The sequence below is a fragment of the Paenibacillus agaridevorans genome (assembly GCF_018604145.1).
Taxonomy (GTDB): Bacteria; Bacillota; Bacilli; order Paenibacillales; family Paenibacillaceae; genus Pristimantibacillus; species Pristimantibacillus agaridevorans.
Genome location: NZ_CP075889.1, coordinates 4,243,014 through 4,260,891 on the forward strand (window position 1 = coordinate 4,243,014; position 17,878 = coordinate 4,260,891).

Annotated in this window: 17 protein-coding genes; 2 read left to right on the plus strand and 15 right to left on the minus strand. The window is 55.8% G+C overall.

Annotated features, from left to right (window positions below; translation table 11 throughout):
* The first annotated feature begins 98 nt into the window (after positions 1-98).
* Both KJW29_RS17675 and KJW29_RS17680 read left to right on the plus strand, forming a co-directional pair.
* Positions 99-1,415: a response regulator transcription factor gene (locus tag KJW29_RS17675; RefSeq protein ID WP_214630777.1), complete on the plus strand. Its 1,317-nt coding sequence runs from the start codon at positions 99-101 to the stop codon at positions 1,413-1,415.
* Complete coding sequence (locus KJW29_RS17680) at positions 1,412-3,187, plus strand: sensor histidine kinase (protein ID WP_214630778.1); 1,776 nt, start codon at positions 1,412-1,414, stop codon at positions 3,185-3,187. Before KJW29_RS17675 ends, KJW29_RS17680 begins: the two co-directional genes overlap by 4 nt.
* Before the next feature lie 500 nt (positions 3,188-3,687).
* Here the strand turns inward: KJW29_RS17680 and KJW29_RS17685 are convergent, their stop codons facing one another.
* The 15 genes from KJW29_RS17685 to KJW29_RS17755 all read right to left on the minus strand — a co-directional run bounded on the left by KJW29_RS17685 (position 3,688) and on the right by KJW29_RS17755 (position 17,796).
* Positions 3,688-4,707 (minus strand): asparaginase, encoded by a 1,020-nt coding sequence (locus KJW29_RS17685; protein ID WP_246608764.1) that lies wholly within the window; start codon positions 4,705-4,707, stop codon positions 3,688-3,690.
* A gap of 25 nt (positions 4,708-4,732) precedes the next feature.
* Positions 4,733-5,434 (minus strand): copper homeostasis protein CutC, encoded by a 702-nt coding sequence (locus KJW29_RS17690; protein WP_214630779.1) that lies wholly within the window; start codon positions 5,432-5,434, stop codon positions 4,733-4,735.
* A gap of 241 nt (positions 5,435-5,675) precedes the next feature.
* The gene (locus tag KJW29_RS17695) at positions 5,676-6,536 is read right to left on the minus strand and encodes a phosphotransferase enzyme family protein (RefSeq protein WP_214630780.1); all 861 of its coding nucleotides are present in this window, start codon (positions 6,534-6,536) and stop codon (positions 5,676-5,678) included.
* A gap of 205 nt (positions 6,537-6,741) precedes the next feature.
* Positions 6,742-7,956, minus strand: a complete 1,215-nt coding sequence (gene cntE, locus KJW29_RS17700) for a staphylopine family metallophore export MFS transporter CntE (protein WP_214631187.1) — start codon at positions 7,954-7,956, stop codon at positions 6,742-6,744.
* Between the two features lie 49 nt (positions 7,957-8,005).
* On the minus strand, positions 8,006-8,743 hold the full coding sequence (locus tag KJW29_RS17705; RefSeq protein WP_214630781.1) for an ABC transporter ATP-binding protein: 738 nt from the start codon (positions 8,741-8,743) through the stop codon (positions 8,006-8,008).
* On the minus strand, positions 8,730-9,551 hold the full coding sequence (gene cntD, locus KJW29_RS17710; RefSeq protein ID WP_214630782.1) for a staphylopine uptake ABC transporter ATP-binding protein CntD: 822 nt from the start codon (positions 9,549-9,551) through the stop codon (positions 8,730-8,732). The genes KJW29_RS17705 and cntD overlap by 14 nt, the downstream gene beginning before the upstream one ends.
* A 5-nt stretch (positions 9,552-9,556) precedes the next feature.
* Positions 9,557-10,456, minus strand: a complete 900-nt coding sequence (gene cntC, locus KJW29_RS17715) for a staphylopine uptake ABC transporter permease subunit CntC (RefSeq protein WP_214630783.1) — start codon at positions 10,454-10,456, stop codon at positions 9,557-9,559.
* Positions 10,457-11,389: a nickel/cobalt ABC transporter permease gene (gene opp1B, locus KJW29_RS17720; RefSeq protein WP_214630784.1), complete on the minus strand. Its 933-nt coding sequence runs from the start codon at positions 11,387-11,389 to the stop codon at positions 10,457-10,459.
* A 52-nt stretch (positions 11,390-11,441) separates the two neighbouring features.
* Positions 11,442-13,061, minus strand: coding sequence for a staphylopine-dependent metal ABC transporter substrate-binding lipoprotein (cntA, locus tag KJW29_RS17725; protein WP_214630785.1), 1,620 nt, complete (start codon positions 13,059-13,061; stop codon positions 11,442-11,444).
* 274 nt (positions 13,062-13,335) lie between these two features.
* Positions 13,336-13,485, minus strand: coding sequence for a 50S ribosomal protein L33 (gene rpmG, locus KJW29_RS17730; RefSeq protein WP_214630786.1), 150 nt, complete (start codon positions 13,483-13,485; stop codon positions 13,336-13,338).
* A 160-nt stretch (positions 13,486-13,645) separates the two neighbouring features.
* Positions 13,646-14,488: a DNA alkylation repair protein gene (locus KJW29_RS17735; protein WP_214631188.1), complete on the minus strand. Its 843-nt coding sequence runs from the start codon at positions 14,486-14,488 to the stop codon at positions 13,646-13,648.
* Positions 14,489-14,622: 134 nt separating this feature from the next.
* Positions 14,623-15,243 carry a Crp/Fnr family transcriptional regulator gene (locus tag KJW29_RS17740; protein ID WP_246608765.1) on the minus strand — a complete coding sequence of 207 codons (621 nt, stop codon included), beginning with the start codon at positions 15,241-15,243 and terminating at the stop codon, positions 14,623-14,625.
* Positions 15,244-15,326: 83 nt separating this feature from the next.
* A complete protein-coding gene (locus tag KJW29_RS17745; protein ID WP_214630787.1) occupies positions 15,327-16,100 on the minus strand; it encodes a DeoR/GlpR family DNA-binding transcription regulator in 774 nt (257 codons plus the stop codon).
* Between the two features lie 56 nt (positions 16,101-16,156).
* Complete coding sequence (locus KJW29_RS17750; RefSeq protein WP_214630788.1) at positions 16,157-17,233, minus strand: aldose 1-epimerase family protein; 1,077 nt, start codon at positions 17,231-17,233, stop codon at positions 16,157-16,159.
* Between the two features lie 59 nt (positions 17,234-17,292).
* Positions 17,293-17,796 carry a D-lyxose/D-mannose family sugar isomerase gene (locus tag KJW29_RS17755; RefSeq protein WP_246608855.1) on the minus strand — a complete coding sequence of 168 codons (504 nt, stop codon included), beginning with the start codon at positions 17,794-17,796 and terminating at the stop codon, positions 17,293-17,295.
* Positions 17,797-17,878: the final 82 nt, after the last annotated feature.

The window sequence follows — 17,878 nt, forward strand, 5'->3', positions numbered from 1 at the left end:
TAAGGGCGCATTCTTTGACAATAGGAGGGTCGTTTTTTGGCGTATCTTGCAATCGGCGCCGTAAGCGCTATACTTGTGGACAAAGGAGGGAGCTTGCTATGAACGTGCTTATTGTAGACGATCAGCGGCTGTCGCGCTCCCGGCTGATTCAGCTGGTGGACTGGCAGGGGCTTGGGATCAAGCTGGCCGGCGAAGCGGCGAACGGGCAAGAGGCGCTTGAAAAAATCGGCGACACGGATGCCGATCTCATCTTGACCGACGTGCGGATGCCGATCATGAACGGCTTGCTGCTCATCGAAAAAGCTCGCGAGCAATACGGCGACGATATCGGCTTTATTGTAACAAGCGGCTACGACGAGTTCGAATACGTGCGGCAATCGCTGCGTTTGACGGTAGCCGATTATCTGCTCAAACCGGTCGACGGCGGAGAGCTGAATGCGGTGTTGTCGCGAATCGTCGAGGCCCGCAGGGAACAGACGGCACGGCAGGAGGCCCAGCTGCGTCACCGGCAGGAACAATGGTTGTATTATGTCGTGGAGGGCGTGTTCGAAGGAGACACGGCGTTAATGGAAGCGGAGGCAGCCGACGCCGGCTTTGCCGAAACGGGGCGGGCGTACGCCGTCGCGGCGCTTGAGCCGGATGCGGGTCTTGGCGCCGATGTCCTGGCCGGCACGCTGCCTGCCGAGGCGGTGCGGATCGTCATCCGCACTCGCGGCGTATGGCTGGCGGCGATAGCGCTGCCTGCGGAGAATGCGGACGATGCCGGCTCGCGTTGCCGCGCAGCCGGTTTAACGATATCGAGCTTCGAAGACAAGCTGGCCGAGTGGCCTCGATTGATTCGCGAGACAATCGGTCGGACGGCAGGAGACGGCGTCAGCCGATCGACGTACGCTCAGACGGATGGACAGACGGTTGGGCTGTCGGACGGGCAAACGAGCGGGCAGTCGGACGGGCAAACGGATGGCATCTTCGCTGGTGCGAGAGGAGGAACGCCGGCCAACCGGGGGACGGAGGCGGATTCAAGCGGCGGCTACGGCGGAATTGGAGCGGAGCGCCCGGACGTCGGGATGCCGGATATCCGGCAAGCGATGCTGGAGATGAAAGCTTATATCGACGGACACTTCCGAGAGTCGCTTACGCTCACGGAATTGGCCAAGCGGCTGTATATTAGTCCCGGCTACTTCTGTTCGCTGTTCCGACAGGCTACAGGGGTGAACTATTTGGAATACATTGCCTCCTTGCGCATGGATTTCGCGAAGCGGCTGCTGACCGAGGATCCTAGCCGGCGCATCAACGAAGTGGCGGAGCTCTGCGGCTATCAGGATCTGAAGTACTTCCGCAAGCTGTTCAAGCGCCATCATGGCATGACGCCTATGAAGCTCAAGGAGGAAGCCCAAGGAGGAAGCCTGGCATGATCCGCCGCTTGATGCATAAGCTGAGAAGCAGCATTAGAGCCAAGCTGCTTCTCACCCTCGTATTAATCGCGGCTTTGCCGCTGACCGCGATCGGGGTCATTCTGTACAGCTCCACCGTTCGCTCTTCTGAGGAACAGACGATTCGCAATCGGCAGCAGGAAATGCGCATGCTTGGCGTACAGCTGGCCGCTTTCGTCGAAAGGATCGAACGTTATACTCGCGCCATCTATACGGGCGAAGTGCAGGCTTTGCTAAACGAGGGACCGCCAGAGGATCTCGTCCGATATAAGCGATGGGAAAGCGAGCTGTTCCAGCGATTCGACGAGTGGTACGGATATATGAACATCCAAACGCCGGTGAAAAACGTCGTCTGGGTTTCGGCCGACGGGCGCATCGTATCCAAGGAACGCAACATCGAACCCTACAACTCCTGGATCAAGCAGCCCTGGTTCGACAACGTGATGGCCCAAGGCGGACAAGCGGTCGTGGCGGGTCCCTTTCGCCGTCTCGAGCCCTACGGCCAACCGGATCGATTGCCGTACGCGGTCGTCATCGGCCGCAAAATCAACAATACGTTATCCACGGCTCCGCTAGGCGCCGTGCTGGTCGAGCTCAATCTGAGCACGATCGCCGCGCTGATGGCCGAGACCGACACTTCCAACGTGCTTGTGCTGGACAATGCAAATCGAATCGTCTACAGCAGCGATCTGGACGAGATCGGATCGAATTGGCTGTTGTCCACCGACTGGGACAATCTCTCCGGCAAGCGGCTCCTCTGGAAAGGAGAAGAAATGTTCGTCAATCAGACGTGGCTGTCCGGCATCGGCTGGCGAGCCGTCAGCCTCGACCCGGTCAAGAAGCTGCACACCTATGCCGATTCGTTCCGCAACACGACGATTCAGGTCGGGCTTGTCGCGCTGGCGTTCGCCGTATTGCTGGCGGTGCTCGTAGCCAGACGCGTATCCCATCCCCTGCGAGAGCTCAAGGAGCGGATGAAGCAGCTCCAATCGGGCCAATTTCCGCCTGCCGTGGAAGTGCACAGCACCGACGAAGTCGGACAGCTCGCTCACGGCTTCAACCGGATGAACGAGCGGATCGAGAATCTGATCAAGGACGTCTACCACTCCGAGCTGATGCGCAAGCAAGCGCAGCTTCAGGCGCTTCATTCGCAAATCAACCCGCATTTCCTGTACAACACGCTGGATGCGATGAGCGCGCTTGCCATCATCGAGCGCGTCCCCGTGCTGTCGCAAATGTCGGTGATGTTGGCCGATATGTTCCGCTACAGCATCTCCTCCGGCGAGTCGCTGGTGTCGCTGCGGGACGAGATCGAGCAGGTGCGCCGTTACTTCGAGATCAACCAGATCCGATACGATTACCGCTTCCATCTGCATATCTCCGTACCGGACTCGCTGATGGCGACTCCTATCCCCAAGCTGACGCTGCAGCCGCTCGCGGAGAACGCGATCTACCATGGACTGGAGCTTCGCCCGGATGACAATGGTTTCCTCGCGGTAACGGCTTATGTCGCTGACGAATTTATCCGGATCGAAGTATTCGACAACGGCATCGGCATGTCCCCGGAGACGCTGGAGGCGCTGCGCGCGAAGCTGGCGATGGCCGCCAAACACCCGGACGCCGAACATATCGGACTTGCCAACGTGCAGCAGCGGCTGCAGCTTCATTACGGCACGACCCACGACATCGAGGTGGAGTCGAAGGAAGGCGCCGGCACCAATATCGTGCTGAAGCTTCCGCTTCCGAACGAGTGACGTTCCAGGAAGGGCCGCTTTTAAAAACGGAACGGGGCTGTCCAAAAGTCAATTGCGACTTTTAGGCAGCCCCTTTTTGCCTGCGACTGGTCAAACGTGTATGAAGTTTCATACATAAATGCCCGGCTCTGTAACCCGATTTCTTCGGGTTACAGCTCACAAAGTCGCTCCGTGCGGCTCTGTAAACCGACTTTTTCGGATTACAGCTCACAAGGGGCTCGTGAACGGACAGATGTGTATGAATTATCATCATACACAAACGGCAACACGGGTTCGTGAGTTACTAAGGGGTTGTCCCAACAGTCATCTAGCAAGACTGTTAGGACAACCCCTTTCGTTTCCGCGCGATCACGATGATCCCTAATGAAGCAGTCGTGCTGCTAATTTGACTCGTCCTGCTGCGGTATCTTATCATCGCCGCCTGCTCTGCTCGTTCTGCTCGTTCAGATCTGCTCTGCACTGTCTTGTTCTTTCCGCTTGGCTCGCATAGCCCTAGCCCGCTATTTGTCCTCGTTCCAGTCGAAGCCGATCCGGTGCTCGCCTACGAGGGTGCCGGATCCGTTGACGATTTCCACCGGACATAGGCGAAGCAGCCGTTCAATCGTCCGTTTATCCTCGTAACCGATCTGCATGAGGATAGAAGCGACGACGAACGGCCACTTGTCCTCGCTGCCGTCCATCACTTTAAAGGCGATGCCGATCCCCTGCTCTTTCAACGCGAAGCAGTAAATGCCTTTGGCCCCTCCCTTGGCTACAATATTGGGATCTTCAAGCAATGCCGGACAAATGAGGTCGCTGCCCGACACCCACAGCGGACGCGTATGCATGGCTGCCGTCAAGTCCGAAGCAGCGGCGGACAGCTTCCCGTCGCCGATCGTCTCCGGACGCGCCAGCCGAAGGAACGCCCTCGCCATATGATAGATCGGCAAGCCGAACACCGGCAAGCCGCAGCCGTCGATGCCGATCGCGATATCCTCCGCGTCGCAGCCGGACAACTCCGACAGGAGGTCGATAATCTCCCGCTGGAGAGGATGCGAAGGCTGCTCGTACCCTTGCTCGGGGTAACCCGCGGCTCGGCACACGGCGAGCATGCCGAGATGTTTGCCGGAGCAGTTATGGTACAGACGCCGCGCTGGCGCTTCCCGCTTCAGCAGCTCGACCCGGCTCGGCCCGTGCAGCGGGTAGGCCGCGCCGCACGCCAGTTGCCGCTCCTCCACGCCGATCTTCGCCATCAGCGATTCAAGCGTCTCCACATGGAATGGCTGCGACCGGTGCGAGGCCGTCAGAATCGCCTGCTCGTCCTCCGTGAGCTTCAACTGCCGGTGCAGCCCTCTTGCGAAGAAGGGCAGCGCCTGAAAAGGTTTGGCAGCCGACCGCATGTAAGTCACATGACGAGGATTGCCGATCTCCCTTACGATTGCGCCATTTAAGTCGACCGCAACGAGATGGCCCACATACTCGCACTCGACCAATGGCCCCCTATGCTCTTCCACAAGCAGTCCCGCTTTCTCCGTCATCATCCTTCGACCTCCTCTTTGATGTCTGTCATTCGATCTGTCCGCCGCCAAGCAGGCGCGCGCATGCCTCCACCCGTTCGGGATCGATTGGCGAATCCTCTCTGCCGCCAGTCCTTACTCCGGTTCCGAAATGAACTTCGTTCACGCCCTCGGCATCCTCCAGGAACGTTTCGAGCTTCTCTACCGTCAAACCTTTGGCCGCGATTAGCTTCAGCGGCGTAGCCGCCTGCAGCTCGCGGAGCTTATGACGCGCGTGCCATGCGCCGTCGGCGTGGCCGCCTGACGTCAACACGCGGTCGACGGACGGGATCCGCTCCAGCTCCCGCAGCGCTTCTGCGATGTCCCGCGCTTCATCGATCGCCCGGTGGTACGTCAGCGGCAACTTCGGCGCCTCCGCGCATAGTCTCTCCACAGCGGCAACGTCGACTTGCCCGTCCGGCGTCAGCACGCCGAACACCAGCCCCGATGCGCCTGACTCGCGGATCATGCGTATATCCGCCGCCATCGTCTCCAGCTCGTCCGATGTATAGACGAAGCTTCTGCTGTGCGGCCGCACCATTACGCGGACGGGGATGCGCACGGCTTGCACGGTCCGCGCGATCGTGCCGTAGCTAGGCGTCAGGCCGCCTTCCGACATGGCTGCGATCAACTCGATGCGGTCGGCCCCTGCCCGTTCGGCCGCCAGCGCTTCAACAGGCGAGGTCGCTATAATTTCCAATTTTCGCAACATGATCTATTCCCCTCAATTTGGCTTCCGTCGAATTCCGATCCTTGAAGCAGGTCTTCTGCCGCTATTTGGCGGAGATCCCGCTTTCCTTACCATAACGAATACATATACCCTTGCCAAGGGGGCGTTTTGTTCTAGAGGAGGGGCATTTTTTGAGTTTTTGCCGAGTATACACGGGCGGGAATAAGCTGCGCATGACTTCGATTTCATTGCCAGTCTTGTTGCCAAATCGTGATCGCCGGGCCTATAGGAGCGATTGATCCAGCCATGAATTGCCTTGAATCAACCCTTTGACCCGCTTGATCGTATCGGCCTTCCTGAACGTGCCGCCCCGCTTCATCAGAAACAGCCATCTCAGGATGCCAAGCGCCTCGAACGCCTCCAGCTCCTCCTGCTCCATCGGATTCTCCTCCAAGTACGCGGAACGAAACATGGCTGCGTACCTTTCCGACAGGTAGATCCGCATGAGAACAAACGACCAGGCAAAATCGTACCTAGCATCTCCCCATTGTCCATTGGTCCAATCAATGACGATGAGGCGTTCTCCATCCTCCACGATGTTATTGAGATGATAATCGCCATGAATGATTACATCCTGCCTAAGTCCTGCATGGGGAATGATCGCGTTTAAAGATTTGTCGAGATTCTCGTATTGATCGGCTTCAGCGAAAAAATAACTTTTAAAATCGTATTTCGGCACGACAGAATGACGTTCTGCTTCTGAGCCAGCCCGATGGATAGCCGCTAGCAGCTTGGCAAGCTCCCTTACTTTCTTCGGGTTTACCTTCTGGACGGACATGCCGTCGAACGTCGTGAGCAGTACGGGATTAGAATGGGCATCCTCGCCCCAGCCCAGCGGCCTGGAAACGGAAATGCCCTGCGCTGCGAGTATCTTTAATAAGGTAAACTGGACTTCGACGCGAGGCTTCGATTGTTTGTTCCATACTTTCCATATAAAGCTCGTATTCTCCGATCGCACCTCCGCCACTTCCGCCTCGAAGCCCTGTACCATGTCATGAACGGTTAATTTCTCTCCAAGAAGGATCAGCGCATCGATTTCTTCGTTCTTTTCTGCCCATTGCACGGATGCCAGAGGGTTTCCCACGCTCGATCTTCCTTTCTGATTCGAATAAAATCTGTCCTTAATCAATTCTGGATTTGGCAATCATTTACCTGCTGAGGAGTAACCTAAAGTGGTTAAAAGGAAGGGCCGGTCACGCCTTCAGGAATATCCAAAAAGCCATAGCGGCCGGATCGTCCGGCCACTATGGCTTTCACAATTCAATGCGACTTTAATCCAGAGGGATCCATTAGCCCCCACTGCGCTCCGCTGCCGATACTCCGCCGCCCCCAATACGTCCCTGCAAGACAAACAAGGCAGCGAGAAAGCCTAATACGGCGCATATAAGATACATAGAGGAATAAGATGTAAGGTCCGCGACCGGTCCCATGACGATGCCGCCGAGGGCTACGCCGAGATCGGCCGTCGCGATGAACAGTCCGATCAGCACGTTGCGCTCTGCCTTCGGCAGCACAAAGCTCAAATACGTTGTCAGCGTCGGGTACAGCAGCGACTGCGCGATGCCCATCAGCACGGCGCCGCTATAGAACAGCGCCGCTCCCGCTTTCGCCGCCAGCCCTACCGCAACCGCCGCCGAGATCAGCATGAGCATCGTTCCTCCGATGAAAGGAGTGCTCCAACTGCCATCCGACGGTATGCGGGAGCGGAGCAGGAATCGGGCTGCTACCACCACGACCGCCTGGATCCCCAAATAGACGGCGGCGCTGCCTCCCGCTATCTGGGGAGCGTACAACGGCACGAACGGCGTCACCGCCCCGAATACAAGCGAGGCGATCAGCATGAGCATGCCGCAGCGCCGAAGATGGGGATTGCGGACAAGCTGACCCATGGCTTGCAGCATCATAACCGCCGGATTGCCAGTAGAAGACTCTGCTCCCTTCTCCTCCGGCTGCCGTTCGATTCTCGCCGTGAAACCAACGACGCCGGTTAGTACCGCTATGACGACCATCGATAGCGTGAATACATCCGTCTCCCCCGTCTGCCACATGCCGATGGCTAGCAATGGACCAAATATTCCCGGCATATAGGAACACAAAGAATACATGGATATCCCTTGCGAACGATCCTTGTCCGGCATCGCGTCGATAATGCCAAGCTGCAAAGCCATCGAGAAGAAAGCGGTGCACACCCCTTGCAGCACGCGAGCGAACAAGTATCCGCCGAAGCCAGTAAAGGAGTAGATCAGCAGCGTCAAACCGTTGACGATCAAAATAATCCGCAGCACCCGGATCGGTCCGTGACGTTGAATGACTTGCCCTGCCCAAGGACGAAAGACCATCGTCGTCAGCAAGTAGGCGCCCATTATAATGCCGATGGTCGTATTCGTGGCTCCCAGCGCTTCCCCTTGCAGGGGAATGATGACGTTCAGGATGGAGTTGGCGCTAAAATAGAGCAGCGTTAGCACATAAAGCCGAATAAACGGCCAAGACAACGCACCTATCACCGACACGTTCTCCCTTCTAATAGATTTCGAACAGTCCGCCCGGACATCGTTAAGAAATAACCTTTCGCAGCAGTTCCTTCGCATATTCGGACTGAACATGCCTCAGCAGCGGCGTCTCCACGGTTTCCACAACTTCTCCACTTCGCACGATCATAATCCGATCGCATAGATAAGCTGCGGCCTGGATATCGTGGGTAATAAAAATATATCCCATGCCGTATGTCTTTTTTAATTGCTTCAGCAGCTCCAGCACTTGCATCTGGACGGAATCGTCGAGGGAGCTTATGGCTTCATCCAGCAGTATGCATTGCGGGGCAGTGGATACGGCTCTGGCGATACAGACCCTCTGCGCTTCTCCTCCCGATAGCTCATGCGGATATTTGTCCAGATAGGATTCGCCCAGTCCAACCTGGCGCAGCAGCTCGACCATATCCTTCGTATCCGTCTGCCCGCCAACAAGCTTTAAGGGCTCCAGCAAAGCTTGACGCACGGTGTAGAAAGGATGGATGGACGAGGTATAGTCCTGGAAGACGGCACTAATCGTCCCGCGGCGCACGCGACGGTCCGTGACGGGACGCCCGTTCCAAGTCACGCTCCCCCCATCCGGCTTCTCGATGCCGAGCAGCAATCGGCCCAGCGTCGACTTGCCGCTGCCGCTCTCTCCGATAATGCCGAGGGATTCTCCCTTGTTCCATCTCAGACTAATCTGACGCAGCACTTGCTGCCGTTCGCCGCCTAACCAGCCGTTCCTTCGATAAGACTTGCTTACGCCCTCAACCTTCAGCAACGTCCGTTCCTCCCATCAATTGCAAGTAATGGTTGCGAAGCGCATCCTTGGAGGAGACCAGGTAACGGGAGTAGGGGTGGCTTGCGTCCGCTAAGATATCGCTTGTCTTCCCCCGCTCCACGATAACCCCGTTCTTCATGACCAGCATATCGTCCGCGATTCGCCGTACTACGCCCAGATCATGAGACACGAATAAGATGGCGCTGCCGATCCGTCCTCGCAACTGTACGAATCGCTCTACCACTTCGTATTGCGTGACGGCATCCAGCGCGGTTGTCGGTTCATCCGCTATAATAACGTCGGGTTCCAATACGATGGCGAGCGCAATCATGACCCGCTGCAGCATCCCCCCGGACAATTCATGCGGATACCGTCCCATAACGGCGGACGGCTCCTGCAATCCAACGCTAATCATCGCGGTAGACAGGCTGGCGATCATCTCGCTGCGACTCCAGTCGTAATGCAGGGACAGCACTTCCAGCAAATAAGCTCCGACCGGACGCGACGGATCGAAAGCGCGCATGCCGTTCTGCATAATCATACACATTCGCTTGCCCCGATAAGGGCGCATCTCCTTCGCGGATAGCGTCGCCAAATCGATCCCATAAAGCGCAACGCGGCCCGACTGGCGAATAAAGGGACGATTGAGCCTCATGAGCGCTTTGCATGTCAGCGACTTGCCGCTTCCGCTTTCGCCCACAATGGCCAAACATTGGCCCTTCGACAGTCGGAACGAGCTGTCCGGCACAAGCACGTCGCCCGTCCGCCCTTCCCATATTCTCAGATGTTCCACTTCAAGCAAGCTCATCGGCTTCAGGCCGCCTCCTTCTTGCGCAGACCGCGAAAAATTCCTCCTGTAAGGACGGATGCCCTTGTGCCTGTGCCGGACGCCGCAAGCTTGGGATCCAGCGCCTTCTGCAAAGCGTCTGACAAGAAGTTGACGGCCGACACGACTATAATGATGGCCAGACCGGGAGCGAACATCAGCTCGGGACGCGTAAACATGACCGATCGCGCTTCGTTCATCATCATCCCCCATTCCGCATGCGGCGCTTCGATGCCAAGTCCAAGGAAGGACAAGCCGGATATTTGGAGAATCATCGACCCGAACGAGCTGCTGGCGATGACGGCGATCTCCGGCAATGCCGCCGGGGCGATATGCCGCTTCATAATGCCCAGATGCCCACTGCCAAGCACCTTGGCAAACTTCACGTAGTCGGCGTCCGCGTATTGCATCACCGTGGTCCGAATGACGCACGCGAACCAGGCCCATTTCATAACGACGAATGCCAACAAAATATTCGTAAGCCCCGCTCCCAGCATACCCACGATAGCCAGCGTCATCACGTAACCGGGGAACGATAACATGACGTCGCAGATTCGCATCAAAACGGCATCGATTCTCCCGCGGAAGTATCCCGCCATAAAGCCGAGTGCCGCACCAAACCATGCGGCGGCCCCAAGAGCGGCAAGCACCCACAGCACGCTGGGGCGAATACCGTAGATCAGCCTGGACAAAATGCAGCGGCCAAGATGGTCATTGCCAAGCCAGTAGGTCCAGGAAGCACCGGCAAACCGCAGTTCCATATTGGCTTCGTTCGGAGGATGCGGGGCAACAAACGGGGCGCATATCCCGATTAGCAGCGTCGCCGCCACCACGGCGAGACACGCCGCCGCCAGTCGGTCCTTCATTATTCGCTTGAGCAGCTTCATCTAGAGCTCCTTCCTTAGCCTTGGGTTCAAGGCCGCATTCAGGACGTCCGATACCGTATTAAACAGGACGAACGCGACCGCAAGCACGAGAACGTAGGCTTGAATAATGGGGAAGTCCCGGCCAAGTATGGAATTGACGGTAAGCGTGCCGAGACCCGGCCAGGCAAAAATATTTTCCACGACAACCGTGCTGCCCAATATGATCGGAATCGCGAGACCGAACACCGAGACGGCAACCTGCAAGGAATTGCGGAGCACGTGCAGAATGAGCTTCCTCTCCGACATCCCGCAGGCTCTGCCGTAGAAGACGTATTCTTCGTTCAGATTGCTCAGCATGGAGCTTCGAATGACCCGGAAGTAGATGCCCGCGTAACCGAGCACGATAACCGCAACCGGCAGCACGTAGCTGTCCGCCAAATCCATCCCGCTGGTCGGAAGCAAATCCAGCTTAACGGCGAAGTACCAGACCATCAGCGCCGCCAGCCAATAGGCCGGCATGGAAGTAAGCAGAAAGGAGACGCCTCTGACCGAAAGATCCAGCCACTTTCCCTCCTTCAAGGCGCAGACGACGCCGAGAACGATGGAGAGCAATATGATGAACAACGAGGAGACGAGCGTCAGCTTCAGCGTGTTCAGCAGGGCGGGACCGAGCAGGGACCATACCGGCTTGCCCGTTATGTAGGAAGCCCCGAAATCGAGCCGGAAGCTGTCTAGCAGCCAATCACCGTACCTGACCAGCAGCGGACGGTCCATGCCGAGCTCCGCTCGCGTATCCGCGATCAGCTCTTCCGTGATGGCCGGCACGCCTTGCGCATGCAGCACGACTTCGGCGGGATCCATAGGCGAGAGCCCATTCAATATAAAGGTCAAAAATGAGATCACGACAAGCAGCGGCGCAAGGGCACCTATTCTTTTTAACGTGTACAGAGCCATAGCTTCTCCTCTCGTACCAGCCTATCTAATCTTTTACGGCTTCACCCCTGGCCTATTCAAAGCTCATTCGTTCGAACGGCAGTTCGAATTGCGTTTGCTTGAAGGAGATGCCCACCAGATCCGAAGGCGCCACGATCGTCACACTGCCGTTCGTAAGCGGGATGAACACGGCTTCCTCGTGCACGATCGTCAAAATATCCTTGTACAGTCCTTTCCTGGTCTCTTCGTCCGTGGATATCATCACGTCCTCGATCTTCGCGTAGAGCTCCTTCGCTTGCGGCAAGCCGCTCGTCGTATGGAGATAAGCGTTGTCGGAAGCAAATGCCGTAATCGTGCTTTGCGGATCGTAGGCAAGTCCCCAGGTCTGGTTAAATAACAGATCGTAATCACCGGTCGCTCTGCGGTTCGCGATCGCGGAGGATTCCTCTCCGACAAGCTCCAGCTTTATGCCGATTTTGAGCGTTTCGCTCTGCAGCAGCTCCGCCTGCGTCTTCTGCGACGACGAGTTCACATCGTAATACAGCTTCATTGTCAGTTGGCGGCCATCCTTTGAGCGGATTTCAGCCCCGTCCGCATTCGTCCAGCCGGCTTCCTCCAGCAGCATCGCGGCGGCTTCGGGATTGTATTCTCTCTTCTGCAGCCCCACATCGGCATAGTTGACGTTAGGCGAAAACAAGGTTTCCGCAGGCGTTTCCGTACCGCCGAAGATGGTGCGGCTGATCGTCTCGCGATCGATCGATTGCCAGATGGCTTCCCTTACAACCTTCTCGCTGACGGGACTTGCGGCTTGGCTGCTGTTGGCCACGATCATCTTCGTATTCATGGGCTCGCTGCGGACGATCCGGTAATCGCCCGTATCCGCCAGTCGCTGCATGGCGTCTACATCGATGCTGTCCGTGCCGCGATCGTCGGTAAACACGAGGTTTACCTCTCTCTTCTGGAGCGCGAGCAGCGTCGTCTCGCCAGCCGGCAGCACCTTGGCCGTCAGCTTTTTCACGGAGGGAGCTCCTCCCCAATACTCTTCGTTCGCCGCGAAGGTGGCGTACTGCTCCGTTACATGCTTTTCTAGAATATAAGGGCCGGTGCCATGGTAAGCCGTTACGCCATCCTTGGTTTCTCCGTCCCGGAAGTCCTTGGGCGAGATAAACACATACGGCCGCGTCATGGATAATTCAAGCAGCGTGGGGTAATACGTTTCCGACAACGTCAGCTTGACGGTGAATTCGTCCATAACGCTCACCTCTTCGAGCTGCGTGGACAGCTTGATCCAGGCGTGTTTGCCGGCGTTGCGCTGAACCGCGTCGATATTTTGTTTCACGGCTTCGGCATTAAACGGCTCTCCGTCATGGAACTTCACATCCTTGCGAAGGTGGAAGGTATAGGTCTTGCCATCCTCCGAGATCTCCCACGATTCCGCCAGGAGCGGCTTGATGCCTTCCGGCGTGTTCTCGACAAGCGATTCGTAGAGAATGCCCTGTGCCGGCATCGATCCCGGGTACAGATGCGGATTCATGTCGTTGATGTCCTTCGCCGTGGCGTAGACCAGCTCGCGGACTTCCGTCTCCGTTCCGGAGCCTCCCTTATTCCCTTTTTCCCCACTCCCGCTGCATCCCGCGAGCATCACGATCGCCAGGATGGGTGCCAGCAAAATGACTGCCTTATTCCTTCTCATATGTAGAACGCTCTCCTTTTTGCAAGTAATAATTACGATTAAGTATTGGTTTAATTGTAATTATTACGATTATAGCTTGTCAATTGTTTTTTCTTGCGCTTTCCGCCCTTGAGAAAACTTTTGCTACAACTGTCCATAAGCCCATGCGATACCGCAGCCTGAAAACATCAGCCTGCTGCAAGCAAGCAGCTTCGTTCGAAAAAAATACATTCCAAAAAGCAAGACCGCTCCTCTCGAGCTGCCTTGCTTTTTGTTCAACGGTACTCGCTTCGCCTTATCGCGTTTCTCTGTGGATCGTATATTTTTTGAGTCGGGGAGAATATTTTCTAAACTCCAGCCGCTCGGGATTTGTACGTTTGTTTTTGGTCGTCGTGTAATTGCGATCGCCACTCTCCGTACATGCCAACGTGATGATAACCCGCATGGTTGTCTCCTCCTTTCCAAGTGTTCTCGCTTAATGTTGGCGTTCGAAGTCCGGATTTCCATTTAATCGTAATCATTCTTTTTTTATTAATAGTAATGAATACGATTTAACTTGTCAACCTATGCGCATACAAAAAGAACGGGCGAGCGCATCATGGCGCTCACCCATTTCCAGCTATATTTCTTTGCGCCCGAGACGTTATTCGCTTCGTCGCTTTATGATCTGACGTTTCCAGCCAAGATCGGCACACGTCCGCCACCCAATCAGGCCGGGACTTGGCCGCATCATTTAACCAATTGGCGACCGAATCCTGAACGTACTTCGACGGGTCGGATTTTAACGGCTCCAGCAGCGGAAGCCCTTTCTCGGGATGTTCCTTTAATTCCGTTATATGACGAGACCAAACTCCTCGCGGGCGGGTTGCTTCAACGGCAAAACGTCTAACATTGGCATCCTCTGCCTGAACCCACTCACTTAACCAATGTATGGCTTGACTCAACTGCTCCGATACGGATTGACGGACGGCCATCCACGCGATTTCACGTACGCCAAAGTGACCATCCGCGGCAAAACGACGCATCTGATTTAGCTTATGTTCCAGATCGGATTGGCCTAATCCAACGACGAAAGCTGCCCAACAGCGCACACTGTCGGATCGGTGTGTTGCCAATTTTTCGAAATGCAAGGAGTCCCCATCGGTTTGTAGACCGATGGTTGTAAGCCACTTGATTGCGATAGCAGGTATTACTTTCATAGTCGATTGCCCGTTTACCCTCTCCAGCTCCGACAGCAGCGATTGGGTGTGTTGATCCAAGCCTAACTCGAGCAGAATCCGTTCGAGCAATTGAAAATGATCAACTGCAAGCCATTCCGTCAAGTTAACCGTTTCGATGCACCCGCTATTTAATAGATCGAGGACTTCCGGTTGAATTTCACTGGCCTTAACAGGTCCTGTCCGATTCTTGACCTCGCTTAGTATGGAGAAAACTTGATCTGTATTCATTTTCATTTCATTCCACTCCGGTATACTTTGGCTTGTAATTTTGGGGATTCATCCATTTTTCTTTGCTCCTTCATCATAGGGACAAATGCATAAAATAGATGTAATGTAGATTACAAAATCCACAGCATCCGAAATTAATTCCGCTCTGGGGCAAGCAGATCATGCCTAACCGCTACCGTGCGGAATCCTGTACGGATTGCGCCAATTTCCGCAAGCTCCTTGAGCGCTACAGAGACAGCTTCTCGCGAAGCCCCCACCAGGCTGGAAATTTCCTGATGAGACAGATTCATCTTTATCCGGCTGTAACCGTCGTCTACGGTCTGAACTCCAAGGCGTTTGGACAAATCAACCAAGATGTAAATAATCCTGTCGTGCAAATTCCCGAGAGCCAGATTCTGCGCGAGACTGCTCAAATGGGACAACCGTTCGCTCATTGCCTTTATCATATTCCTCATAAAATGCGGATGGCTAATCAGATAGCTTTCAAATCGATCTTGATTCATCATGCAGATGTCGCTTTCTTCAACAGCCTCGATAAACAGATCTTTTGTACCTAAAGAAATATCCTTCATTTCCCCAAAAATATTTCCCTCGCCCAAAATATCCAAAGTGAATGGTTTCCCCTCTCCATTGAAGCGATACAGCCGTACCTTTCCTCGCTTGATAAAATACAGCGATTCCGTGTTAGAGTCCGGCGTCTGGATTAAAGCCTGCTTCGGAAAGGTAGTAATGATCGTGAGCTTGTCCATCTCCATTAAGTCCTCCCTGGAAAGGGAGTGCATCAAATTAAATTGGGACAAAAATTGAACCCGATCCCTACCAGAACGACTGTCCAACGTCACTCGGAAGCCTCCTCCAGCACGACGCCCGCTTCTTTGCAAGCGCGCAGCAGTTCCTCATCGGGAAGGCGATTCGTTATAATTCGATGCGCACCGGACAGAGGAGCGAATGAAATCAGAACCTTCGCGCCAAACTTGGTATGATCCAGCACAATATTCGTCTCAGTCGATTGGCGGATGGCGATCTGCTTGACTTCCGCCTCATTGATATTGGAGTTGCTGAAGCCATGCTCGACGTTAAGGCCCGTCGCGCCCAGAAAGATTCGGTCGAACGCCATGCCCGACATGTTTTGCGCCGCGATCGGGCCGACGAGAGAACTCGTTGCCTCGACCAGCATCCCTCCGGTCATCAGCACGGGAATTTGTTTGCCGGACAGCTCGGCCGCCACATTTAACGCGTTCGTCACAACTGTGATATTCATGCCCGCCGTCAAAAATTTGGCCACCTGCAAAGTTGTCGTCCCGCCATCGATAAAAATCGATTCTCCCGGCCGAATCAAACTTGCGGCATGACGGCCGATCCGAATCTTCTCTTCCGTCAGAATGCCCGCCCTCTCTTGCAGAGCGATATCCTTGCCCACAAAAATGACTCCTCCGAAGGTCCGCTTGACCGCGCCGGTCTCCTCCAGCTTCTCGAGGTCGCGGCGGATTGTCATCTCCGTCACCTGGTAGGTTTGCTTCAGTGCCGCAATACGAAGCTCCCCCTCCCTGGATATGTGCTCCAGCATTTGCTGCTGTCTCGCATTCAAGGTTTGGTATATGTTCTGCCTCATTCGTTCCTGGCCTCCGATAATCTGGTTTCCCGCTATGCCTTCATTATCTCCGGCAACTACTCAACAATCAACTCCAACTTGTACGTTGTCGACTCCCCGGGCTGCAGCATAAACGGACCGCCATAACGCTGCTCGGCAGCGCGTCCCTCCACTCGGCAATTCGCCGGCTCGAGACCAAGCACATGCTCGCCCGCCCCGGGCATCCGCCATTGAACAAGCAGCGGCAGCGTATCCGCCGACCAACGCAATGTTACGCTGACCGGCCCCAGCGCTCCGCCCGTGGGAAAAGAAGGATTGGCAATGGTCGCCTGCGCCATCCCATCCGCGTCGATTGCTTCGTTGCGCAATTGATGATAGTAGACGGTCTCCGCAATAGAGGCGTCCGGCGTTTCCCAGCGAGCCGCCCGGGCAAATACATCGGTCATATCGCTGATGCCGTCCATTGCGGGGGCCCCGCTTCCTCGAACCTCGCGATCGGCGGCAGGCAATACAATTTCCGTATGTTCTCCCAGCAGCGGATAGCCAAAGTTAAAGTGATACAGCATCATGTGCGACGCCGGCTGGAAGCCGACGTTTTCCACCCGGTCGCTTATAACGATCCGATTGTCGCCGAGCTTCCCGGTCAATTCGCGCTTAAGTCTAAGCTTGCTGCCAAACATCGCGGTCTCCTCGACAACGCCTGATACTCCCCATATCCGCTCATCGTCGACCCACTCCTCGCGGACGCTCACCAGAGAAGCCGGAGTATGATGGGCTCTGCCGTGCAGGCCGTAGCTTCCGGATTCGTCGACGGACGGAGAACCCGCATGGGATAACCCGCAAGTCATCAGCAGGCCGCCGGAAGCGGTGCGAAGCCAATTCGTGCCGTCAGCGTCGTAATGTCCGGGATGAACGTCGCCGTTCGGCGATTGCCAGGACAAAGGAACTCCCCAAAGCTGTGCCAAAGAGATGTCCATCCCTTTAGACGGAGTCACCTCAAACGCAAGACCGGCGCCTGTACGCACCTCTATGATTTCCACTCCCGCAGATTTGCCTTCCGTCAACGTCATCCGCCTTACTCCGCCTATTTGCCCCAGCTGTCCTACTCTGGCTTCTACCTCGCGGCGACTCCGTTTTTCTCCGTATAGCTGCATGCCGTTCGCTCCTTTGCCCTTGCGCTCCTTCGATGACAGGCTCCTCGGACAACCCGATTCTACTCGTCCTCAACCGTCACGGGCATTCTTACAATCGCAGGATCTGTAAAGATGTCCAGCTCATCCCGGCTAGTGCTGGAAAATTCCGATACAACCGCGCCTTCGGGTCCTCCCTGGAACCAGTGTTTCGTCCCGGGCGCAATCGTATACTGCTCGCCCGGATGGAGGACGATTTCATGGAATACCGTATAATGCGGCTCGCTTGCCGCAGGTACATTCGCCTGAATGCGCGGAGTCGTTTCTCCTTCTACATACAGAAACACTTTGCCGGAGCGGCAGCGGAACGTCTCCATCTTGCCCGGCAAACCGTCCACGTCCGGATGCAGATGCTCCGGACATGTCTGCCCCGGAAATAACACAAGATCCTTCGCGCAATACCGATCCGTGTTCACGTAAGTAATCAGTTCCAGCCCTTGCTCCTCCAGATTGCCAAGTCCGAAGCCCGCCACCTCGATCCCTGCGCGCTCCTCATCGGTCAATACGATTCCCGCTGCCGCAAGCATCTCCGCCGCGCGGGCTTGCGCCTTCCTCACTTCGCTTCTGCGCAACGTCATCTTGTCGCCGCCTCCTCCATGTTCAGCTTAG